Raw genomic sequence first — 22,268 nt, 5'->3', positions numbered from 1 at the left:
GATCATCCTCGCCGGTGGGGCGTCGGCGATACTGGGGGCGTGCAGTACGTGTCCCGAGTGCCGCGGCCGCCGCTGGACGGGCTCATCGACGACCTTTACTACCTGGAGGGCGCCCCGCCGTACGCCCGGCTGACGCTGCCGCCGATGCCGGCGGCGCTGCTCATCGTCAACCTCGGGGCGCCGTTCCGCATCCGCGCCGGCACCGAGACTGCCGAGTACGCCGACGGCTGCGTGGTCACCATGCCCACCCGCGCGCTGGACTTCGGCTACCCACCGTGGACCCGGTCGGTCGGCGTGCACGTCAAGCCGTGGGGGCTGGCGCCGTTCCTGCCGATGCCCGCCGCCGAGCTGTGTGACCGGCCGGTGACGATGGAGCAGGTCTGGGGCCGTGCCGCCGTCGCCGGGCTGCGCGACCGGCTGGCCGCGGCGGGCGGGCCGCACGAGATGCTGACGCTGCTGGAGGAGGAGCTGGCGCGGCGGCTGTGCGAGACGGCCGGCCTGGGGCTGGTCCGCCGTACGTGCAGCGTCATCGCGGCGGCCGGCGGGGCGGTGGCGATCGGCGACCTGAGCGTGGCGGCCGGTGTCAGCAGCACGCATCTGGCACAGCGGTTCAAGGAGCTCATCGGCGTCACGCCGAAGCGGCTGGCCCGTGCCCACCGCTTCGCCGCCACGGTGTTCGCGATCGACCCAGCCGGGCCGATCGACTGGGGCGGGCTCGCCGGCGACGCGGGCTACTTCGACCAGGCCCACTTCGGACACGAGTTCCGGGCGTTCACCGGGCTCACGCCGACCCGGTACGTCGAGGTCCGGCGGCGGTTCCTGCGCGAGCATCCCGGTCACGCGCTGGACGGCTGGCCGCTGCCGGCCGATTGATTTCTTACAAGAGCCGGCACCCCACGACACGCTAGTTTGCGGAGGCGTCCCCCGAGCAGAGGAGAGCCCTGTGAGCAAGGTGGTCATGTACGGTACGGCGTCGGTGGACGGCTTCGTCGCCGACGACAATGACCAGCCCGGACCGCTGTTCGACTGGTTGTCCAACGGTGACGTCCCGTTGGACGGCAGCGGCGAGCTGAAGGTGTCGCGGACGTCCTACGACTACACCCGGCCGTACTGGGACCGGATCGGCGTCACGATCGTCGGCCGCCATGTCTTCGACCTGACGGACGGCTGGGACGGCAAGCCTCCGGGCGGCATCGACCACGTGGTCGTCGTGACGCACCGGCCGGCGCCCGAGGGCTGGGACCCCGAGGCGCCGTTCCACTTTGTCGGCGGCGTCGAGGCGGCCGTGGCCAGGGCGCGGGAGCTCGCGGGTGAGCGCATGATCGAGGTCGCCGCCGGCGACGTCGGCGGCCAGATGCTCGCCGCCGGGCTGGTCGACGAGGTGCGCATGGACGTCGTGCCCGTCGTGTTGGGGTCCGGCAAGCGCTATTTCGGGTCGGTCTCCGCGCAGCACCTGCTGGAGGATCCCGACGTGGTGATCCAGGGCGACCGGGTGCTTCACCTGCTCTATCGGGTACGCCGGTGATCCGCCGCGCCGCGTACGGCGTGCACGGCGTCACCGCCCTGAGCGCGGCGCTCCCCGGTGTCAGGCTTCCATCAGGGCCGCGGCCTCCTCGTCCGACAGCTCGTCGATCTCGGCCGCCAGCCGCTCCTCCACCGCCGCCGCCAGCCTGCGGACGGTACGGGTCAGGAAGAGGATGTTGAGCGGCAGCTCGATCTCCAGCTCCGAGCAGAGCCGGGCGACCACCCGGGTGCCGAGCATGGAGTGCCCGCCCAGGTCGAAGAAGTCCTCCTCGACGCCGAACCCGTCCCGGCGCAGCACCTCGCTCCAGATCTCGTGCACCAGTTCCTCGGCGGCCGTCCGCGGCGGGGCGGCCTCGGCGGCGGGCGCGGGGACGGGGGCGGGCAGGGCGGAGCGGTCGAGCTTGCCGTTGGGCAGCCTGGGGAAGGAGCCGACGGCCACGTACAGGCTGGGGATCATGGTGGAGGGCAGCCGGTCCTGCAGGTAGGCCCGCAGGTCGGCCACGGGGGCGTGCTCGTCCACGTACGCCACCAGGGCGCGGCCGCCCGGCGCGTCGTCGCGGACGGCGGCGACGGCGCGGCTGACCCCCGGGTGGGCGGTCAGCGCGGCCTCGACCTCGCCGAGCTCCACGCGGACGCCGCGCACCTTCACCTGGTCGTCCACCCGGCCGACGAACTCCACGGCGCCGCCGGCCGGGCGCCGCACCAGGTCGCCGGTCCGGTAGAGGCGGGAGCCGGGCGGGCCGAAGGGGTCGGGGACGAACCGCTCGGCGGTCAGGGACGGCCGAGCGTGGTAACCGCGGGCCAGCCCGTCGCCGCCGAGCCAGAGCTCTCCCACCACGCCGGGCGGCACCGGCTCCATGGCCTCGCTCAGCACGTGGACGGTGGTGTTGGCGACAGGGCGGCCGATGGGGACGCTCTGCTCGCCGGGTCGCGTCACGTGGGTGAGCGACCAGATGGTGGTCTCCGTCGGCCCGTACATGTTGTGCACCTCGCCGGCGACCTCGCGCAGCCGCCGGGCGAAGGCGGGGCCGAGCGGTTCGCCGCCGCTCAGCACCCGGGGCAGGCCGACCGGCAGCTCTTCGACGATCTCCTCCAGGACGGACGGCGGCGCCTGCACGGTGCGCACGTCCGCCTCGGCCAGGACCGGGCCCAGCTTGCTGTCGGGCGGCGCCACGACCACCGTGCCGCCCGACAGCAGCGGCCCGAACAGTTCGAGCGCGGCGATGTCGAAGGACATCGGGGTGAGCAGGAGCATCCGTTCGGCCGCGGTGAAGGCGAGGCTCGTGACCAGGTTGACCACGCCCCGGTGCGGCACCATGACGCCCTTGGGCACGCCGGTGGAGCCGGAGGTGTAGATGACGTAGGCCAGATGGCCGGGTGAGACCTCCGGCAGCGGCCGGTCGTTGGGCGGGCTCTGCGCCAGGTCGGTGAGCACGGGCACGCCGGGCAGCCGTCCGGCCAGTTCCGGCGTGGTCAGGGCGAGCGCGGCCCCCGAGTCCGCCAGCATGAAGCGCAGCCGTTCCACGGGGTAGCGCGGGTCGAGCGGCACGTAGCAGGCGCCCGCCTTGAGCACCGCGAGCAGCGCGATCACCAGGTCGCCGCCGGGCGGGAGGCAGACCGCCACCGGCGACTCCACCCCCACGCCCCGCGCAAGGAGCACCCGGGCCAGCGCCGCGGCCCGCTCATCGAGCTCGCCGTAGGTGAGCGTGCGGCCCTCGTGCGGGACGACGACGGCGGCCGCGCCGGGCAGGGCCGCCGCGTGCCGGGCCACGAGCGCGTGCAACGGCACGCCGGGGTACGGCAGCCGCGGCCCGTGCCCGCAGGTCACCGTCTCCTGCCGCCTTCCGGCGGGCATCAGCGGCAGCCGCGACAGCGGCGCGGCGGGGTCGGCGGTGGCGGCGCCGAGCAGGGCGAGGAACCCTTCGGCGAGCCGGTCGATCGTGGCGGGGTCGTACAGGTCGGTGGCGTACTCCAGCCAGGCGCTCAGGTCGCCGTCGGCGTTCTGGATCTCCAGCGTGAGGTCGGTCTTGGTGGTGCCGGTGCCGATCTGGCCGCGCACGTCGTACGGCAGCTGGTTGAAGGCGACCTGGTAGAGCGGGGTGCGGGAGGGGTCGCGCGGCGGGTTCAGCTCGCTGACGATGCGGGCGAACGGCACGTCCTGGTGGTCGAGCGCGTCCACGACGGTGGTGCGGACCCGTTCCAGCGCCTCGGCGAAGGACGGGTCGCCGCTCAGGTCGGCGCGCAGCGGCAGGGTGTTGACGAACATGCCGATGAGCGGGCTCAGCTCGGGCTGGTCGCGGCCGGCGACGGGCGAGCCGATCACCACGTCGCTCTGCCCGCTCCAGCGGGCGAGCAGCGCGGCGAACGCGGTGAGCAGCACCATGAAGGAGGTGCTGCCGGTGCGCCTGGCCAGTTCGGTCACCCGCGCCGTCAGCGCGGCCGGGACGGTGAAGGGGTGGTTGGCGCCCGCGTAGCCGAACTCGGCCGGCCGCGGCCGGTCGGTGGGCAGCTCCAGCGGCGCCGACCCGGCCAGGCGTTCGCGCCAGTAGTCCAGGGACGCCTCGAAGCCCTGCCCGCGCTGCCAGACGGCGTAGTCGGCGTACTGCACGGCCAGCTCGCCGAACCGGGGCGGCCGGTTCTCCCGCAGCGCGTGGTACGCCTCGGCGAGGTCCTCGGTGAAGATCCGCATCGACCAGGCGTCGAAGACGGCGTGGTGGGCGACGAGCACCAGCCGCCACTGCCCGCCGCCGAGCCGCACCAGCCGGGCCCGCCACAGCGGCGCCTCGCCGAGGGCGAACAGCTCGGCGGCGTCGGCCGCCGCCAGCGCGGCCAGGTCCGCGGCGCGGTCCTGCTCGGGGCGGCCGGACAGGTCGGTGTGGGCCAGCCGCACCGACGCCTCGGGGGCGATCAGCTGCATGACCGCGTCGCCGCGCGGCTCCAGCCGGGTACGCAGCGGCTCGTGCCGTTCGGCCACCACCCGCAGCGCCCGCTCGACCAGGCCGGGCTCCACCTCGCCGAGCCGTTCCAGCCGGGAGACGCCGGCGATGTTGTAGAGCGGCACGCCGGGCAGCAGCGTGGTGAGGAACCAGACGCGTTCCTGCGCGTACGAGGCGGCGAAGGCGTCTTCGGTCACAGGCATGCGCGTATCTCCCGGGTGATCGGCTCCAGCGCGCTGACCTCGCCGATCGTGGCCAGCCAGTGCCACTGGTCCAGGGCGTGGTAGAGCCGGTAGAACGCCAGCCGCTCGGCCCGGTCGCCGGGCAGGTCCCCGTACCCCTCGAACAGGGCGCGGCGGCGCAGCGGGTCGTCGCGGACGGCGAAGTAGTCGGTGCGGGCCAGGTCCATCAGCGGGTCGCCGCCGAGCGCGTTCTCGACGTCGATGAGGCCGGTCAGCTCCCATCGGCCGGCGCGCCGGTCGACCATGACGTTGCGTTCGTGGAAGTCGTGGTGCAGCAGCACGGGCGTGTCGCAGCGGGCCAGCAGGTGGCGGTCGGCGTCCAGGCGGGCCAGGAGCGCCGCGTGCAGGCCGGGGTCGCCGCCGAACTCGGCGAAGTGGGCGGCCTTCAGCTCGAACTGGCCGCCGACGTAGGCGTCGTTGGTGGGCTCCGTCACGCCGTCGATCGGGCCGAAGGCGGGCGCCGTGACGCTGTGCACGGTGCGCAGCAGGCGGCCCATGTCGCGGTAGAGCCGCTCGACGGTGTCGCGGTCCAGGCCGGCGGAGACCTGGGAGAGCGGCCGGCCCGGCACCTTGGTCATGACCAGGTACGCCTGGGGCAGGTCACGCCGGGAGTCGTCGGCCAGGACCACGGCGGGCGCCGCCGCGCCGGTCCGCGCGAGCAGGTCGTAGACCTGACGCTCCTTGCGCATGCGTTCGGTGAACAGCCCCGGGTACAGCTTGACGATCAGCTCCCGGCCGGCGGTCCTGACCTCGTAGACGGCGCTGATCTCGCCGCCGGTGCGCAGCAGCACCTTCTCGACCGGCTCCCCGAGCAGCTCGCCCGCCTTGGCCGCGCTGAGCGGCATGGTGAGCGCCTTGGCGAACGCCGGGGCGCTCCAGGCGAGGCTGACGACGTTGCCCGCCCGTTCCTGCAGCGCCCGCGCGCCGACCAGGTCGTCGGGGTCCGCCTCCGGCACCGCCTCGTCGAACCCGGCCAGCACCGGGATCCGCATGGCCACCAGCGCGAGCACGGCGATGCCGAGACCCAGCAGCACGTACATGAACGCGATGCCGCGGCCCTGGCCCACGCCGATCACCGCGCCGACGGTGTCGGCCAGCGCGCCGCCGGGCAGCAGCAGCGGCTCCAGCAGGCGTTCGCCGAGCGGGGCGACCACGGCCATGCCGACCGGCAGCGTCGACCAGGAGATCATCTGGTTGAACGCCATCACCCGGCCGTGGAACCGCTGCGGCACCTTCACGTGGATGATCGTCATGAAGACGCCGTTGACCACCGACAGGCTGCACCACAGCCCGAACGCGCCCAGGCCCACGACCAGCGGCGAGGCGTACATCCCGGTGACGACGGCGAACAGGCTGAGCAGCAGGGTGCCCAGCAGCACGGCGCGCATCCGGCGGCGGCGAGGCCCGCCCCACAGCGCGACGATCACGCCGCCGAGCGTGGCGCCCAGGCCGCCGACGAACGAGATGCGGCCGGCGGTGTCCAGGTCGGCGAACGACAGCACCAGCGGCGAGATCGACATCAGCACCGCCGCCAGCATGACGTTCAGCACCGCGAAGTAGAGCAGCGCGGCCCGCAGGTGGCGGTTGCCCAGCGACATGCGGAACCCGCCGGCGAGCTCGGCGGCCAGCGTCTCGCGCCGCTCCAGCGCCATCGTCGCCGGGAAGCGGATGAGCGCCAGCCCGGCCAGCACCACGCCGAAGCTGATCACGTCGATCACCAGGATGCCGCCGAGCCCGATCCCGGCCAGCAGCGCGACGGCCAGCAGCGGGGCGACGAACTGGGAGGTGCCGGCGAGCAGTTGCACCACGCCGGCCGCGTGCCCCAGATACTGCTTGGGCACCAGTTGCGGCAGCGCCGCGGTGTAGGCCAGCCGCTGGAAGACCAGCGTGATCGACAACAGCGCGACCAGCGGGTAGATGTGCCAGGTTTCCAGGGCGCCGGTCCACAGCAGCACGCCGAACACGAGCTGCACGCCGCCGGCCGCGCAGTTGCCCAGCGCCATCATGGCCCTCTTGCCGTGCCGGTCGACGAGCGCGCCGATCAGCGGGGAGGCCAGCACGCCCGGCATGATCGCCAGGGCGACGAGCAGGGCGAAGTTCAGCAGGGAGCCGGTGGTGGTGTAGACCCAGATCGGGATGGCGAAGTCGGTGACCGCGGTGCCGACCATGGACAGGAGCTGGAACGCCGAGACGGCGAGGAAACGGCGCATGCCGGGCTCGGGCGCCCGCTTGGGGGGCGGCGGATCCTCCTGCCCGCCCCGGGTCGAGGTCTCCTCCACCCACCAGCCGGCGGCGGGGCCGCGGGCCTGGCGGCTCAGCTCGCCGGCCGCGCCGTACTCCAGGGCGATGTGCGTGTTGGTGAGGACCTGCGCCAGGTCGTCGGCGCGGTACTTGAGGTAGTAGTGGCCGGCCTCGTCGAGGACGACCAGCGCCGTGGTCCCGGACAGGAAGTGCCACTCGCGGTAGCGCTCACGGTAGTAGTCGGTGGCCGGGTCCTGCTCCCCCACGACGGCGATGACCGGGGCGCGCAGCGGCCGGGCCCGCTCCGACAGCATGCGGGTGAAGGCCTCCTCCGCGATCAGCGTGTCCCGCCGCTGGTTGCGGACCATGAACTTGACCTGCTCCTCGTCCAGGCCGGAGATGTCGTTGCCCATGGCCTTCATGCGGTTCTCGTAGGAGCGGTCGCCCCGCAGCCGGTCGGTGCGCAGCAGCCTGCCCAGCGGCCCCGCGATCCGCCCTTCCGGGCGGGCGAACGGGAAGATCGCCCCGATGTAGACGGCGACCGGTTCGCGCCCGCGCGCCTCCAGCCGCCGGGCGACCTCGGCGGTGACGGCGCCGCCGATGCCGCAGTGGCCGTACAGGGCGATGGGGCCGTCGATGCCGTCGACGATCTCCTGCACGGCCCGCTCGATGACCTCCTCCAGCGGCATCACCGGCTCGTCGGGGCGGCCGGGGTCGTGGCCGGGGAAGGCCATGGAGTACAGCGCGCACTCCTCGGGCAGCGCATCGGCCAGCGGCTGGTAGACCAGGGCGCTGCCGCCGCCGTACGGGAAGCACACCAGGGTCAGGGCGGGGGTGAGGCGCGAGCGGGTGAGGCGGTGCAGCAGCTCGCGCGGCCTGTCCTCGGCCGGCGCCGGCCCTTCGATGAGCTGGGCCAGGCCCCGCACGGTGGGGTGCTGGAACAGGTCCATGACGCCTACCGAGCGGCCTTCGGCCGGGGCCAGCAGCTTGCGGATCCGGGCCACCACCTGGATGGCGACCAGCGAGTGCCCGCCGAGGTCGAAGAAGTCGTCGTCGGCCCGGATGCCGGGAACGCCCAGCAGCTCGCTCCAGATCCCGGCCACGGCGATCTCGGCCGGGCTGGCCGGCAGGGCTCCGCCGCCGCTCGACCGGGTGGGGGCCGGCAGCGCGGACCGGTCGGCCTTGCCGTTGGGGCTGAGCGGCAGCGCGTCCATCCGCACGTACGCGGTGGGCACCATGTGGTCGGGCAGGAGCTCCTTGAGCCGGGCGCGCAGCCCGGACGGGTCGGCGTCGGTGACGACGTAGGCCACCAGGCCGTCGGCGTCGGCCACGACCAGCGCCTCGCGCACGCCCGGCTGCTCGCGGAGCACGGCCTCGACCTCGCCCGGCTCGACCCGCTGCCCGCGGATCTTGATCTGGTCGTCGGCCCGGCCGAGGAACTCCACGGCGCCGTCGCGGTGCGTCCTGGCCAGGTCGCCGGTGCGGTACAGCCGCGAGCCCGCGGCCCCGTACGGGTCGGGCAGGAAACGCTCGGCGGTCAGGGCGGGCCGGTCGTGGTAGCCGATGGCCACCTGGACGCCGCCGATGTACAGCTCGCCGGTCACGCCCGGCGGCACCGGCCGCAGCCGCGCGTCGAGCACGTGGATGCGGGTGTTCTGCACCGGGTGGCCGATCGGTATCCGGCTCTCGCCGGGCGAGCAGCGCCAGGCCGTCACGTCGACGGCGGCCTCGGTCGGCCCGTAGAGGTTGTGCAGCTCCACCTCCGGCAGCCGCTCGAAGAACCGGGCGGCGACGGCGACCGGCAGCTCCTCGCCGCTGCAGATCACCCTCTTGAGCGACACGCAGCGCTCGACGTCCTCCTCCTCCAGGAAGGCGGCGAGCATCGACGGCACGAAGTGCATGGTCGTCACGCCGGAGGAGACGATCAGGTCGCGCAGGTAGGCGGTGTCGCGGTGGCCGCCGGGCGCGGCGACGACCAGGCGGGCGCCGGTGATGATCGGCCAGAAGAACTCCCACACCGACACGTCGAACCCGGCGGGCGTCTTCTGCATCACCGCGTCGGCGCCGGTCAGGCCGAAGCGGCGCTGCATCCAGTCCAGGCGGTTGACGATGGCGGCGTGGGAGTTCGGCACGCCCTTGGGGCGGCCGGTCGAGCCGGAGGTGTAGATCATGTAGGCGGGACAGGCGGACGTCAGCGGCGTGTCCGGCAGGTCCTCCCGCTCGCGTACCGTCTCCTGCGGCAGCAGGATCGCCGCCCGGGCGTCCCGCAGCATGAAGTCCAGGCGTTCGCGCGGATAGTCGGGGTCGAGCGGCACGTAGGCGGCGCCGGCCCGGACCACCGCCAGCAGGCTCACGACCAGGTCGAGTGAGCGCTCCATCGCGACGGCGACCCTGACGCCCGGCCGGGCGCCGAGGTCGACTAATCGCCGGGCCAGCTCGCCGGAGCGCCGCTCCAGCTCGGCGTAGCTGAGCCGCTGCCCGCCGAACTCCAGGGCGACCGCGCCGGGGGTGCGGGCGGCCTGCTCCTCGAACAGCTCTCCCAGCGTCCGCTCCGCCGGGTACGGCACGTCCGGCCCGCTCGCCAGGGCCAGCACGCGCTCGCGCTCAGGGGCCGTCATCAGCTCCAGGTCCGACACCCGCCGGTCCGGATCGGCGAGCGCGGCCCGCAGCAGCGTCCCGAACCGGGCGGCGAGCTCCTCGACCGTCTGGCCGGCCAGCAGGTCGCGGTTGTAGACGAACAGCCCGTCGAGCCCGCCGCCGCGCTCGGTCAGGAACAGCTCCAGCTCGAACGGGGCGGCCCTGGCCGTCAGCGGGTACGGCTCCACCGTCAGGCCCGGCCAGGCGGCGCCGTCCTCGTCGTAGCTGCGCAGCGCGAGCGCCACCTGGAACACCGCGGTGCGCGAGACGTCCCGGGCCAGGCCGAGCTCGCCGACGAGCTGCTCGAAGGGCAGCCGCTGGTGCGCGAAGGCGTCCAGCGTGCTCCGTCTGACCCGGGCGAGCAGCTCGGCGAAGGTGGGGTCGCCCTCCAGGTCGGCGCGCATGGCCAGCATGTTGACGAACATGCCGATGAGCGGTTCGAGCTCGCTGCGCGGGCGTCCGCCCACCGGCGTGCCGATCGCGAAGTCGGACTGACCGCTGTGCCGGGCCAGCAGCACCTGGTAGACGGCGAGGACCACCATGAACAGCGTCGCGTCGTGCTCGCGCGCCAGCCGGTCGGCGGCCGCCAGTTCGCCGGCGCCGAGCCGGAAGGTGTGGGAGCCGCCCTCGAAGGTGGCCACCGCGCCGCGCCTGCCGTCCAGGGGCAGCTCGACGGGCGGCACCCCGGCCAGCCGTTCACGCCAGTAGGCCAGATCCGCCTCCTCCGCCGGGCGGCCGCGCTGCCACACGGCGAAGTCCCCGTACTGCAGGGCGAGCTCGGGCGGCTCCTCCCCCGCGTACAGGGCGCGCAGCTCCCCGGCCAGGATCTCCAGCGACCAGCCGTCGCCGGCGATGTGGTGCAGGGCCACCAGCAGGACGTGGTCGTCGCCGGCCAGCCGCACCAGCAGGGCCCGCACGGGAGGCCCGGCGGCCAGGTCGAAGGGCCGGGCCAGCTCGGCGCTCAGCAGCTCACGCGCCGCCGCCTCGTCCGCTGCGCTCAGGCTGCGCAGCTCCACCTGCCCGGCGTCGTCCACCTCGACGCGCGGGCGGCCGTCGGCGTCGGCGGGGAAGCGGGTACGCAGGATCTCGTGCCGGGCCACGACCGCTTCGAGGGCCCGGCGCAGCCGTACCGGGTCGAGGTCCCCGCGCAGGCGCACCACCAAGGGGATGGTGTAGGCGGCGGTGCCGGGAGCGAACTGCTCCATGAACCACAGCCCCTCCTGGGCGTGGGTCAGGGGGATGTCCACGTCGGCGGGACGGCGCGGGATCGCGGTCGGCTTGCCGTTCGACCTGCGGCGCAGGCGTTGCTCCAGCAGAGCTCGTTTGGTGTCGGAAAGGTGAGCTCCGCCTGAGGCCGGCTCCGTCGTGGTCGCCAACGACCGCCTCACTTTCCCTTAGTGAACGTCACAATAACGGGATTTGCTCACACCCGTGCCCGTGAGGTCAAGCGCGCGGGTGCGACCGCGCAAAAAGACATGGATCAAGCGTGCATTTGGCCACTGACCTGCCCAGGTCGCCTGTCACACCCTGAGGTAACGGCGTTCCGTTCGGTGACGCCGATCGACAGAGGGAGAACGGCGATGCGATCCGACAAGTTCACCCGGGCGCTCACCCTGACGGCGTCCCTGGCCTCCGCCCTGGCCGTGTCCGCGGTCTCACCCGCGGTCTCACCCGCCGCCGCGACGAGCACGGCCGGCACGTGCCGGGTGGAGGTGGAGTACGTCGACGCCTACGACGTGGACGAGAACAACGGCGACGAGATCCGGATCAACCTCGCCGGATTCATGTACCCCGGCGGCAACCGCTACGTCGCCATGAACAACGGTGACCGCGCCTACTCCGGCAACTTCGCCAACCCCGTCACCACCATCGGCACCACCGGATCGGCGCTGTTCAGCCTGCGCGAGGTGACCCCGCCTGCCGTCGGCCAGGGCAAGGAGCTCGGCTCGGTCACCGCGCGCGGCTCCACCTGCGCCGCGCTCGCGACCGGGCAGACCACCGTCATCCCGCAGCACATCTTCGGCTCCGGCTACTGGTACTACATGAGCCTCGTGATGACCGGCCTGTAGCGCCGGGCGAGACAGCGGGGCCGTGACGGGACCACCATGGGGCGGGACAGCTCTTCCGGATCCGGTCCTCCGGATCCGGTCCTCCGGATCCGGCGACGACGACCTGGGAGTGGGACCCGCATGACCGCCATCGACGAGCCGTCCGCGACCGGCCGGCTCCTGCCCCTGATCGCCGGAGCCGGCGCGGCCGGCGCGGCGGCCGCGCTGCTCGCGCTCCGGCTGGCCGGTCACGACGGCTTCCCCACCGACCCCGTCGGCGTGCTCGCGCTGGCGGCGTCGGCCATGGGTGCGGCTGTCGCCGCCACCCGGCTCACCGAGCGGGGCGACCGCGCGGCCGGCACGCTCGCCGGCCACCTCTGCGCCGCCCTGCTGGCCTACCTCCTCCTGGCCGCCTGGGCGGTGTGGGCCGTGGAAAGCGCGGACCCGAGCTCCGCGCTCGCGGTCACGCTGTGGAGCTCGGCGTGGATCCCGCCGCTGGCGCTCCTGCAACTGCTCGCGTCGGCGGCCGTCCGGGCAGGCGAGCGGACGCCGTGGACGCACCGGGCCGTGATCTGGGTGATCGCCGCGGTGACGTGCGCGAACGCCCTGCTGACGACGCCGGGCGAGCCGTTCGCCGGCCTGCCGACGATCGCCCCCGAGTCCTGGCGCACGGCGCTCGAACCGATCGGCGTCCTGTCCACGCTCGCCGGCTTCGCGGCCCTGCTGCTCCTGCCGGTCACGCTCTGGCGCGCCGCGCTGAGCTCCGCAGGGGCCGCCCGCGCCAGGATCGCCGTCGCCGCGGCCGGGACCAGCGGCGCCCCGCTCACCGTCTGCTTCTGCCTCCTGCTCGCCCTCGCCCGCGATCCCGGGGCCGTGACCCCCGCGCTGGGCTCGGCCGCGTTCCTCGTCGCGCTCGCCGCGGCCGCGGCGTTCAGCACGGCCTGCGCCCTGCTCGCCGCCCGGGGCGGGGTCGGGCCCCGGCAGGTGCTGATCGTCATCCGCGGCACCGGGCTCGCCGCCGCGTTCCTCGTCGTGACCGCCATCGGGACGCTCATCGCCGCTCCCGGCGTCCGGCTCGGCGCCACCCCCGTCGCCGTCCTCATCGCGGTCGTGACGCTCGCCGTCGTCGGCGGCGCCTGGACCGGGACCGCGCGGCTGGCCCGCCTCCTGTCCGTCCAGGACGACCGGCCGGCGCCGCCCGGCGCTCTCCCGGAGCACTCAGGGGCGGACCCGGTCGCGGTCCTGACCCCCCGCGAGGCGGAGGTCCTCGCCGCGCTCGCCGAAGGCGCCAGCAACGCCGGGATCGCCGCCCAGCTCGTCGTCTCCGAACGGACGATCGACGCCCACCTGCGCGCGATCTTCGTCAAACTCGGGCTCCAGCAGGAGGCGGGCGCCAACCGGCGGGTACGGGCCGCGCGGATGTGGCTGGACGGCAAGGCACGCGGAAAGGCCCCGTGAACAGGCCGGACCCAAGATAGGTGCTGGCACCGATGCGGCGCGCGCACCCCCTTGGCGACGATCGGCGCGACACCGGCCGCACCGATCGAAAGGAAGACGACCTTGACCGCATCCGAACTCACCGGTGCCGGGCTGCCTCCGTCCGCCGGGCCCGCCCCGGCTCCCACAGCGCCGTGGCGCGCCGCCCTCATCGCCCTCTTCGTCCTGCTGCTGGTCTCACTCGCCGCACGGACGTTCTTCGCGTTCTGGGAGCCTCCCTTCGACGGCACCGTCCGGTACGACGACATACGGGCGCTCGGCGCCGCCTACTGGCCGATGAACCTCTACCTCGGCGGCCCCGGGTACGCGCTCTCCTGGGTGGCCACGGCGATCTTCCTCGTGCTGCTCGGCCGAGGCCGGGGCGGCCCGCTGAACCTGCTCGGCGCCCTGCTGGCGGGCGTCGGCGGGGTGCTCTTCGCCCTCGTGATCACCGCGGAGGCGTTGCCGTTCGCCTACGCGGCCGACCCCGCGGTCCTGCCCGAGTCCGAGGGACGGGAGCTGTTCGCCCTGCTGAACACCCATCTCGGCCTGCTCATCCCGGCGATCGTCGGCACACAGATCGTCATCTCCGCCGGCGTGCTCCTCGCGCTCGCCGGGACGCTGCTGTCCAGGACGATGCCGCGCCCGCTGTCGCTCACGGGCATCGTCTACATCCTCCTCATCGCCGCGCTGCCGGCCGACCTGCTCGGCCGCGGCGCCACCATGGCCGCATACCTGCTGCAGGTCGCACTCGCCGCCGCCATCGGCTGGTACGGGCTGCGCGCCGGGCTCGGCCGGCGGCCCGCGCGACCTCGGCGAGCCGCGGGCGGCCCCACGCGCTTATAGTCGTCCCGTGACGCGCCGGAGGGGAGAGCCATGACCGTCTACGCGCGGTACGTCGCGCTCGGCGACAGCCAGACCGAGGGCCTCGGCGACGGCGACGACGTCACCGGCCACCGCGGCTGGGCCGACCGGCTCGCCGAGCACCTGGCCCGCGCCAACCCCGAACTCCGGTACGCCAACCTCGCGGTCCGCGGCCGGCTCGCCGCCCAGATCCGCGCCGAGCAACTGGCCCCCGCGCTGGCGCTGCGCCCCGACCTGGCCACGGTCATGGCGGGCATGAACGACCTCATCCGCCCCGGCTGCGAGCCCGCCGCCGTGGCGCGGGAGCTGGAGGAGATGTACGCCGCGCTGACCGAGTCCGGCGCCCACGTGGTCACGGTGACGTTTCCCGACATCGGGAAGATAGCGCCGATAACCCGGCCGCTCCGCCCCAGAGTGCTCGACCTCAACGCCCGCATCCGCGACGCCGCGGCCCGCCACGGCGTCACGGTCGTCGACACGTTCGCGATGGAGTTCGTCACCGACACGCGCATGTGGGGCACCGACCGGCTGCACGCGAGCCCCGCCGGCCACGCCCGCATCGCCGCGGCCATGGCCCACTCCCTCGGCCTGCCCGGCAGCGACGACACGTGGATGCTGCCCTTCCCGCCGGTGCCCCCCGCGGCGGCGTGGCGGGCGGCGACGACCGAGCTGCGCTGGCTCGCCTCGTTCGCGGGCCCCTGGATCGGCCGCCGCCTGCGCGGCCGGTCCTCGGGCGACGGCCGCACCGCCAAACGCCCGGACCTGACCCCGTGGAGCCGCCCGGCCGCTCCCCCAGGCCCTCCTCCCGGCCCCGTCCCCCGGCCGGACGGCGGCGGCCCTCCGGCGCGGGAACGGCCGCCTCTGGCCGACCGTTAGCCCAGGTCAGAGAAGGGTAGCTGGGGCACGCTCGTCGATTCCACGTCGCGGGGGTCCACCATGCTTCTCGGATTCGATCGGTTCAGCTTCCCCGGCGCCACACTGATGAGGTCCCTGTGGGACTCCGTCGCCGACATGACGTTCGTCGGCCTGTATCTGGCGCCCGCGCCCAGTCACCCGGACACCTCCTGGATGGAGGCGGCCCCGGCCCTGCAGTCCATCGGCTGGGGCGTCCTGCCCACCTATGTCGGCCAGCAGGTCATCGGCTCGGGCAGTCACGACGTCACCGAGGCGCGGGGCACGATCGACGGGCTGCACGCCGCCGGTCTCGCCGCCGGCATCCGGCTGCACCCTCAGTGCGTCGTCTACCTCGACATCGAGAACGGCGGCCTGATGCCGGGCAACCAGGTCAAGTACGTGAAAGCGTGGATCCGCGAGGTCCACGTGAACTCCATCTACTGGGCCGGCGTCTACTGCTCACGCACCCAGACCGCCCAGCAGGTGGCCGACAACGTGGCCGACATCGTGACGGAGACCGGCCACCCGGTGGAGACGTGGGTGTACGGCCCGATCGACCAGGGACCGTCCACGATCGACCTCGGCGCGGAGGCCGCGCGCGATCCGGCGACGTCCGGCTTCCCCTCCGCGCTGGTGTGGCAGTACCGCATGAGCATGCAGGGCCCGATCGACCTGAGGTGGATCGACAGCCAGGCGGGCACGGCACGGCGGCTGAACCACGTCGACCTGAACTGCTCCAGCGTGTCCGACCCCGCGCGGCCGGACGGCGGCCCCACCTGGGTCACCTGACCCCTCCGCCCGCCCGGACCCGTTCTCATGGCCTCATCCCGTCGGGGAAGCCGGTCCAGCGCAGGCCGGCCGGCAGGTGGCTCATGTCGTTGAACATCACCAGCGTCGGCGGCAGGCCGGCGCGGTAGTCGATGACGGTCAGCGCGGCGTTGGCGCTGTTCAGGCCGAGCCACCGGGCTGGCGGCGCGTCCAGGGCGTGCCGCACCAGCCACGCGATCTGGTAGGCGTGCGTCAGCAGGACCTCGTGCGTGCCGGCCGTGCCGGGCGGCTGCGCGAACCGGCCGATCAGCGCCTCGGCGAGCCTGTGCCCCGAGGCCGCCTCCGCCTCGTCGTAGCCGTCGAAGAAACCGGCCCAGGACGGCGGCGTCTCAGCCGGTCGGGGAACGTACGGCACATGGTCGATGAGTTCGGCGGCCTCGGCGACGGGCGCGTCCCGCAGGTGCCGGCCGAGTTCGTCCGCGCTGGCCGCGGCGCGCGGCAGCGGGGAGTGCCACACGGCGTCGATCGGCAGGTCGGCGAGCCGACGGCCCAGCAGGCCCATCTGCCGGCGGCCCAGGTCGGTGAGGTCTCCGAACGCGTCGGCCGCGCCGTGGCGTGCGAGATAGAGGTGTCGCGTGGTCATGAGCAGCCAGGGCACGGCGCCAGGCCGCTCCCCGTCTCCTTTCCCTCCATGGACGATACGGACGAACTGTCAGTACGGGGACGGACGGAATCACCCCCGGCCGAGGGAGCGGGGTGTGCACGGGCACGGCCGCTGGTGTGGCGCCTGGCCGGGCGGGTTTGCGGCGGTGTGGCTGCCCGTGCCGGGGTGCGGGGCTGCCTGATGACGCTCCGGGGCGGGGCAGGACGGGGCGGCCGGGTCACGGGGCGGCCTGGGTGACGGTGCCGGTGGCGCCGTCGACGGTGACGGCGCTGTCGTCGTGGAGTCTGGTCGTCGCGTTCGCGACGCCGAGGACCGCGGGGATGCCGTGCTCGCGAGCGACGATGGCGGCGTGGGACAGCGCGCCTCCGGTCTCGGTGACGACGCCGGCCGCGATCCGCAGCAGCGGCGTCCAGGCGGGGTCGGTGAAGGGGCAGACGATGATGTCGCCGGGGCGGGCTCGCTCGAAGTCGCGGGGACCGCGGATGATCCTCGCGGTGCCGGTCACGATCCCGCGACTGCCGGGGGTTCCGGTCAGCATGGCGACGGCCGCCGAGCTGGTGGCCGGCGCGGCGACGGTGGCCGGAGTGTCGGTGGCCGGAGTGTCGGTGGCCGGCGTGGTGGGTGGGGAGGTGAGGGATGGAGGCCAGGCCGGGGTCTCGGCGGTGAGGGGCCGCGCCTGCAGGATCCACACGCGGCCGTCGGCGATCGCCCACTCGACGTCCTGCGGTCCACCGCGTACGGCGGCGATCTCCGTACCCAGCGCGGCGAGACTCCGGGCGGTCGCGTCGTCGATCACCGGCCGGTCACGGTCAGAACGGGGCACGTCGGAGGTGACGAGCCGCCCGCCGCACCGGTCGAGGCGGGTCTGTTTGCGCGCGACCACGCGGGTGACCGGCCCGTCCCCGGCGACGCGGTAGGCGTCCGGGGTGACCGTGCCGCCGACGACGCTCGGGCCGAGCCCCCAGGACGCCTCGACGCGGGTCGCGTCGCCCGGGGCGGCGGGGGTGAACATGACCCCGGCCACCTCGGCGTCCAGATGGCGTTGCACCAGGACGGCCATGGCGAGGTCGCCGAGGGGCCGCTCACCCCGGTAGTCGACGGCGCGCGCGGTGAACAGCGAGGCCCAGCAGGCGCGTACGGCGTCGGTGACGGCGCCGGCCCCGCGCACGGCGAGGAAGCTGTCGTGCTGACCGGCCGCCGAGGTCTGGCCGGTGTCCTCGTGCGCGGCCGAGGACCTCACCGCGACGGGCGGATCGCCGAGGTCGCCGAGCGCGCGGGCGAGCGCGCCGGCCACGGCGGCGGGCACGGCGGCGGGCACCGGGCGGGCCTCGATCGCCCGCCGCACGGTGCCGGCCCGGTCCGGCTCGGCGGCCAGTCGTTCGAGGTCCAGGCCGCGCACGGCGGCGCGGTAGGCGGCGAAGGGCAGCACGAAGCCGTCGGGAACCGGCAGTCCGGCCCGCAGCAGCGCGCCGAGCGCGCCGGCCTTGCCGCCGCACGTGGCGGCCTTGGCCGACACGAGAGGTACGATCATCCACCCGCCTTCAACGAAACGTTGACAACAATATCTTGATTGTGGATCGTGAAGGACCGTTCGCGCAAGCGCCGTCAGCGATCGAAGATCGTCGGGCCGCGGCGGCGGGTAGGCTGACCGCGATCACAACCGAGATCACAACCGAGATCACAGCCGCGACGGCGAAGGAGCCCGCCATGACCGCCGACCCGACGATGGCCCGGATCGGCCAGGGAGTGGAGCTGAACCACGGCCACGGCCGGCGCGAGGCCGCCCGTGAGCTGTTCGCGCAGATCTGGGATGAGATCGGCGGCGAGCAGGGCGACCCGCTGCATGTCTGCGTCCTGGCCCACTCGATGGCCGATGTGCAGGACGACGTACGCCAGGAGCTGATGTGGGATCTGCGGGCGCTGGCCGCCGTCGGCTCGGTCACCGACGAACGCGTGGCCGAGGCCGGGGTGCCGCTCTCGGTGGCCGGGCTCTACCCGTCGCTGCACCTGAACCTGAGCGAGTGCTACCGCAAGCTGGGCGACCTCGATCGCGCCCGGGAGCACCTGCGGCAGGCGCAGGACAGGATCGGCGCGCTCGGCGACGACGGATACGGCCGGCTCATCAAGGATGGCCTGGAGCGGATCGCCGCACAACTGGACGCATCCCCGCCGCCGTCCCCGTGAGGTCCGCGCGCGGACGTCCGACACGGCGCGGGAACGTTGCCCGCGCTTCGCGCCCGCCTATACCCTCGGCGACGATCTGACAACAACGTGTGACCGAGGGGCGGCAATGAGACCTGTGGGAAGAAACCTGATCCGGCTCGCCATGGTCGTGACCGTCGCCGGCTCCGGTCTCACGCCGGCCCACCACGCGGCGGCCGCGCCGGCGCCTGAGCCTTCTCCGCTCTCGCAGCTGCTGGGCGCGGACCTGGGCACCATCCTCGACATGGTCCCCAGCGTCTTCTGCGGCAACCGGCTGGTCAATTACCATTCTCCTTCATCTAATTCTCCCACGAAGTGCGTCAACGGCCCAGAAAACAGCGGCAACTCCACCAACAGCGGCAATTACCATAGCGAAGGAGATCCGATCAACAGCGGAAACTTCTCCAACGTGAACGGCTCGACCGACAGCAACAACGCCACCGGCAGCGGCAACACGGCCAACGGATCCCAGACCCTCCAGCGGTGACCGAAGACGCCCGCCGGAGACGGCGCGGGCGGCGGACAGCGGCGGACAGCGGAGGATAGATGCACAGGAATGGCCTGCTCATCGCCGGTTTCGGCCTGGCGTGGCTCGCGGCGGGGACCCCCGCCTTCGCCCAGTCGTCGGCTCACCCCGAGCTGCGCCCGGCGGCCCTCGACACGGCGAAGGCCGCCCATCCCAAGAACAAGGGAAACTCGCGTAATCGGGGAAATCACTGGAGCAAAGGGAAATCCATCAACAGTGGAAACTTCTCCAACGTGATCGGCTCGTACAAGTCGAATAACTCGTACAGCGGCAGCGGAAACAACGTCAACGGCCCGCAACGCCTCATCGTGCGGCCCCGGGCATAATAGGCAGCACCACCCGTCCGCCGGCGATGTGCCCCCTCCTCCCGGCGGGTCCACGGGAGGCCGTGAGGGAAAGGCCACGGCGGGATGTCCCCGATCCCGGCGGTTCCGTCCCCGGAGCGACACCACGAAAGGGGGCCAATACCGCACCGAGGAGAGACGATGGCCAAGTACCTGCTGCTCAAGCACTACCGGGGCGCGCCGGCGGCGGTCAACGACGTGCCGATGGACCAGTGGACGCCGGAGGAGCTCTCGGCCCACCTGACGTACATGAGCGACTTCGCCGCCCGGCTGGAGAGCACCGGCGAGTTCGTCGACGCGCAGGCGCTCTCGCCAGAGGGCACGTTCGCACGCTACGACGGCGAAGGGCGGCCTCCGGTGACCGACGGCCCGTTCCCGGAGACCAAGGACCTGATCGCCGGCTGGATGATGATCGACGTCGAGACCTACGAGCGGGCGCTCGACCTGGCCGCCGAGCTGTCCGCCGCGCCGGGCGCGGGCGGCGAACCGATCCACGAATGGCTGGAGGTGCGCCCGCTGCTGTCCGCGCACTCGCCCACCACGGACTGACCCGGTGCACGAGACCCTGCTGCGGGCCCTCATCCCCGACGTGATCCGCGTCCTGGTGCGCCGCGGCGCCGGCTTCGCGGCGGCCGAGGACGCCGTGCAGGACGCCCTGGTCGAGGCCGTACGCGGCTGGCCGGGAGACCCGCCCCGCGACCCCAAGGGCTGGATGGTCACCGTGGCCTGGCGCAAGTTCCTCGACGCCGCCCGCGCCGACACCTCCCGGCGGCACCGCGAACTGCGCGTCGAGGGCGAACCCTCGCCCGGCCCGGGCACGGAGGCGGACGACACCCTCCAGCTGTACTTCCTGTGCGCGCACCCGTCCCTGACGCCGGCCTCGGCCGTCGCGCTCACGCTCCGGGCGGTCGGCGGCCTGACCACGCGGCAGATCGCGCGAGCCTACCTGGTGCCGGAGGCGACGATGGCGCAGCGGATCAGCAGGGCCAAGCGGACCGTCTCGGGCGTCCGGTTCGACCGGCCCGGCGACGTCGCCACCGTGCTGCGGGTGCTCTACCTGGTCTTCAACGAGGGCTACTCCGGGGACGTGGACCTCGCCGCCGAGGCGATCCGGCTCACCCGCCGCCTTGCGGCCGGGACCGGCCACGAGGAGGCCGCCGGCCTGCTCGCGCTCATGCTGTTGCACCACGCCCGGCGGCCGGCGCGTACCGGCCCCGACGGCAGGCTCATCCCCCTGGCCGAGCAGGACCGCGGCCTGTGGAACACCCGCCTGATCGCCGAGGGCGTCGACGTGCTGCAGGCCGCTCTGGCCCGCGACCGGCTGGGCGAGTTCCAGGCCCAGGCCGCCATCGCCGCGCTCCACGCCGACGCCAGGACCGTCGAGGAGACCGACTGGGTGCAGATCGTGGAGTGGTACGACGAACTGGTCCGCCTCACCGGCAGCCCGGTGGCCCGCCTCAACCGGGCCGTCGCGGTCGGCGAGGCCGACGGCCCCCGGGCCGGTCTGGCCGCGCTGGCGGCGCTCGACCCCGCGCTTCCCCGCTACCCGGCCGTCGCCGCGTACCTGCACGAACGGGACGGCGACCCGGCGACCGCGGCCCGCCTCTACGCCGAGGCCGCCCGATCGGCGTCCAGCCTCCAGGAACGCGACCACCTCACCCGCCAGGCCGCCCGGCTCAACGCCCGGCTACGCCGAGAGTGAGAACCGCCCGGGCCTATGCAGACCAGGATCTTACGGTTTGTGGTGGTATGCGGCGTTGTCGGTGGATACGCATCCAAGGACAGGCACATGCCGAGCCACAGGCCAGGCGTGTACGCCCCGAGGAAGGAACAACGCCATGGCGTTCGACATCGACCTCTCCAACCCGTTCACCACCGGAGCCGACGGCCACTTCTACGGCGGCCCGGGCCAGGGCGGGCACACCGGACCCAACTGGGCCATCTCACACGGCATGGACCTCGGCGCGCCCGTGGGCACACAGGTGCGCGCCGCCTTCGGCGGAAAGGTCACCAACATCTTCACGCCCGGATCACCCAGCGGAGGCATCTACGGCGACCAGATCTCGATCCGCCAGGACCCCAACTCACCCGACGGCATCGGCGCCTTCTACACACACCTGAAGGCGAGCGTCCCCGTCGGATCGTTCGTCACCCGCGGCCAGGTCATCGGCGAGATCGTCAAATTCGGCGGCATACCCACGCACCTGCACCTCGCGCTGGGCGAACGCCGCGACAACGTCTACACCGGAGTGGACCTCTACGACTACTTCATGGCGACCACCAACACCGAGATCACGCTGGTCGTGCGGTTCTTCCAGGACGGCAACCCGCCGCAGGTGATCGACTTCCACTCCGACCTCAAGCGCGAGCTCGACGACTTCGAGGCGGACCTGGAGTCACAGCCGACTCCCGGCTACTCCAACACCTGGATCTGCGTCGACACCGCCATCGTGGAGGTCTGAGACGCCCATCGGATCACGAGGAGCGGGAGGCCGATGCGCAGCGTCCCGCTCCCCGCTCGACGGAAACAACCGTAGGTGTGCGTACCCGCCACCTCGACGACCGCAAGCACTGGCGGCTGCCACGTAGGCCCGGCGCTCTGGTCGCCGTCACCAGAGGCAATGTAGCTCTACGTGATCCCTGTTCGGGTAGTTCGCGTGATGGATCGCCAACTGCAGGCGGGGCAACATAACTGAGCGTTGCGTCTCAGGTCCACTACGTCGCGATCACGGCTCGGGTATATCGATCGCCGCGAGATCTGGGTGGAGGGCGCCAACACCTGGCGCAACCCCGATGAGGATCTGCCCGCCGATCACTGCCACCGGCGCCGTGCGCGACTTCCGCCGACACCTGAAGAACGGCCGCCGCGCCCCCAACACCATCGACACCCACTTGTCAGTCA

The 22,268-nt window shown here is 73.2% G+C and carries 17 protein-coding genes; 13 read left to right on the top strand and 4 right to left on the bottom strand.

Annotated elements, in window-relative coordinates:
- The first annotated feature begins 39 nt into the window (after positions 1-39).
- On the top strand, positions 40-873 hold the full coding sequence (locus ACQEUU_RS20820) for a helix-turn-helix domain-containing protein (protein WP_433068296.1): 834 nt from the start codon (positions 40-42) through the stop codon (positions 871-873).
- Between the two features lie 70 nt (positions 874-943).
- The gene (locus ACQEUU_RS20815; RefSeq protein WP_433068294.1) at positions 944-1,525 is read left to right on the top strand and encodes a dihydrofolate reductase family protein; all 582 of its coding nucleotides are present in this window, start codon (positions 944-946) and stop codon (positions 1,523-1,525) included.
- Between the two features lie 60 nt (positions 1,526-1,585).
- Here ACQEUU_RS20815 and ACQEUU_RS20810 read toward each other — a convergent pair whose 3' ends face one another.
- Positions 1,586-4,663, bottom strand: a complete 3,078-nt coding sequence (locus tag ACQEUU_RS20810; protein WP_433068292.1) for a non-ribosomal peptide synthetase — start codon at positions 4,661-4,663, stop codon at positions 1,586-1,588.
- Positions 4,654-10,956, bottom strand: a complete 6,303-nt coding sequence (locus tag ACQEUU_RS20805; protein ID WP_433068290.1) for an amino acid adenylation domain-containing protein — start codon at positions 10,954-10,956, stop codon at positions 4,654-4,656. The genes ACQEUU_RS20810 and ACQEUU_RS20805 overlap by 10 nt, the downstream gene beginning before the upstream one ends.
- Before the next feature lie 204 nt (positions 10,957-11,160).
- On the opposite strand from ACQEUU_RS20805, the gene ACQEUU_RS20800 reads away from it, so the two are divergent.
- From ACQEUU_RS20800 to ACQEUU_RS20780, 5 genes are all read left to right on the top strand, one after another.
- Positions 11,161-11,649, top strand: coding sequence for a hypothetical protein (locus ACQEUU_RS20800; protein ID WP_433068289.1), 489 nt, complete (start codon positions 11,161-11,163; stop codon positions 11,647-11,649).
- Between the two features lie 120 nt (positions 11,650-11,769).
- Positions 11,770-13,086 (top strand): response regulator transcription factor, encoded by a 1,317-nt coding sequence (locus ACQEUU_RS20795; protein ID WP_433068287.1) that lies wholly within the window; start codon positions 11,770-11,772, stop codon positions 13,084-13,086.
- 102 nt (positions 13,087-13,188) lie between these two features.
- Entirely contained in the window at positions 13,189-13,950 is a 762-nt protein-coding gene (locus ACQEUU_RS20790; protein WP_433068285.1) for a hypothetical protein, read from the top strand.
- Positions 13,951-13,980: 30 nt separating this feature from the next.
- A complete protein-coding gene (locus ACQEUU_RS20785; RefSeq protein WP_433068283.1) occupies positions 13,981-14,844 on the top strand; it encodes an SGNH/GDSL hydrolase family protein in 864 nt (287 codons plus the stop codon).
- Between the two features lie 60 nt (positions 14,845-14,904).
- The gene (locus ACQEUU_RS20780; RefSeq protein ID WP_433068281.1) at positions 14,905-15,651 is read left to right on the top strand and encodes a hypothetical protein; all 747 of its coding nucleotides are present in this window, start codon (positions 14,905-14,907) and stop codon (positions 15,649-15,651) included.
- Between the two features lie 25 nt (positions 15,652-15,676).
- Here ACQEUU_RS20780 and ACQEUU_RS20775 read toward each other — a convergent pair whose 3' ends face one another.
- Both ACQEUU_RS20775 and ACQEUU_RS20770 read right to left on the bottom strand, forming a co-directional pair.
- Positions 15,677-16,273, bottom strand: coding sequence for a histidine phosphatase family protein (locus ACQEUU_RS20775; protein WP_433068279.1), 597 nt, complete (start codon positions 16,271-16,273; stop codon positions 15,677-15,679).
- A 238-nt stretch (positions 16,274-16,511) separates the two neighbouring features.
- Entirely contained in the window at positions 16,512-17,825 is a 1,314-nt protein-coding gene (locus tag ACQEUU_RS20770; protein WP_433068277.1) for a PEP/pyruvate-binding domain-containing protein, read from the bottom strand.
- A gap of 176 nt (positions 17,826-18,001) precedes the next feature.
- On the opposite strand from ACQEUU_RS20770, the gene ACQEUU_RS20765 reads away from it, so the two are divergent.
- From ACQEUU_RS20765 to ACQEUU_RS20740, 6 genes are all read left to right on the top strand, one after another.
- Positions 18,002-18,478, top strand: a complete 477-nt coding sequence (locus ACQEUU_RS20765; protein ID WP_433068275.1) for a tetratricopeptide repeat protein — start codon at positions 18,002-18,004, stop codon at positions 18,476-18,478.
- Between the two features lie 115 nt (positions 18,479-18,593).
- On the top strand, positions 18,594-18,983 hold the full coding sequence (locus ACQEUU_RS20760; protein WP_433068273.1) for a hypothetical protein: 390 nt from the start codon (positions 18,594-18,596) through the stop codon (positions 18,981-18,983).
- Positions 18,984-19,042: 59 nt separating this feature from the next.
- Positions 19,043-19,348 (top strand): hypothetical protein, encoded by a 306-nt coding sequence (locus tag ACQEUU_RS20755; RefSeq protein ID WP_433068272.1) that lies wholly within the window; start codon positions 19,043-19,045, stop codon positions 19,346-19,348.
- Positions 19,349-19,507: 159 nt separating this feature from the next.
- Positions 19,508-19,915 (top strand): YciI family protein, encoded by a 408-nt coding sequence (locus tag ACQEUU_RS20750; protein ID WP_433068270.1) that lies wholly within the window; start codon positions 19,508-19,510, stop codon positions 19,913-19,915.
- Positions 19,916-19,919: 4 nt separating this feature from the next.
- Positions 19,920-21,068 (top strand): RNA polymerase sigma factor, encoded by a 1,149-nt coding sequence (locus tag ACQEUU_RS20745; protein WP_433068268.1) that lies wholly within the window; start codon positions 19,920-19,922, stop codon positions 21,066-21,068.
- 136 nt (positions 21,069-21,204) lie between these two features.
- Entirely contained in the window at positions 21,205-21,828 is a 624-nt protein-coding gene (locus tag ACQEUU_RS20740) for a peptidoglycan DD-metalloendopeptidase family protein (RefSeq protein WP_433068267.1), read from the top strand.
- Positions 21,829-22,268 lie beyond the last annotated feature (440 nt).

This window comes from Nonomuraea sp. CA-218870 (assembly GCF_050936535.1).
Classification (GTDB): Bacteria; Actinomycetota; Actinomycetes; order Streptosporangiales; family Streptosporangiaceae; genus Nonomuraea; species Nonomuraea corallina.
The sequence above is the reverse complement of the archived record's forward strand: the minus strand, read 5'-3'. Positions and strand labels throughout refer to the sequence as shown.

Excerpts from the sequence above, each read along its gene's own strand:
- ACQEUU_RS20810 (WP_433068292.1), bottom strand. The coding sequence starts at position 4,663 with ATGCCTGTGACCGAAGACGCCTTCGCCGCCTCGTACGCGCAGGAACGC.
- ACQEUU_RS20800 (WP_433068289.1), top strand. The coding sequence starts at position 11,161 with ATGCGATCCGACAAGTTCACCCGGGCGCTCACCCTGACGGCGTCCCTG.
- ACQEUU_RS20795 (WP_433068287.1), top strand. The coding sequence starts at position 11,770 with ATGACCGCCATCGACGAGCCGTCCGCGACCGGCCGGCTCCTGCCCCTG.
- ACQEUU_RS20785 (WP_433068283.1), top strand. The coding sequence starts at position 13,981 with ATGACCGTCTACGCGCGGTACGTCGCGCTCGGCGACAGCCAGACCGAG.
- ACQEUU_RS20780 (WP_433068281.1), top strand. The coding sequence starts at position 14,905 with ATGCTTCTCGGATTCGATCGGTTCAGCTTCCCCGGCGCCACACTGATG.
- ACQEUU_RS20775 (WP_433068279.1), bottom strand. The coding sequence starts at position 16,273 with ATGACCACGCGACACCTCTATCTCGCACGCCACGGCGCGGCCGACGCG.
- ACQEUU_RS20770 (WP_433068277.1), bottom strand. The coding sequence starts at position 17,825 with ATGATCGTACCTCTCGTGTCGGCCAAGGCCGCCACGTGCGGCGGCAAG.
- ACQEUU_RS20765 (WP_433068275.1), top strand. The coding sequence starts at position 18,002 with ATGACCGCCGACCCGACGATGGCCCGGATCGGCCAGGGAGTGGAGCTG.
- ACQEUU_RS20755 (WP_433068272.1), top strand. The coding sequence starts at position 19,043 with ATGCACAGGAATGGCCTGCTCATCGCCGGTTTCGGCCTGGCGTGGCTC.
- ACQEUU_RS20750 (WP_433068270.1), top strand. The coding sequence starts at position 19,508 with ATGGCCAAGTACCTGCTGCTCAAGCACTACCGGGGCGCGCCGGCGGCG.
- ACQEUU_RS20740 (WP_433068267.1), top strand. The coding sequence starts at position 21,205 with ATGGCGTTCGACATCGACCTCTCCAACCCGTTCACCACCGGAGCCGAC.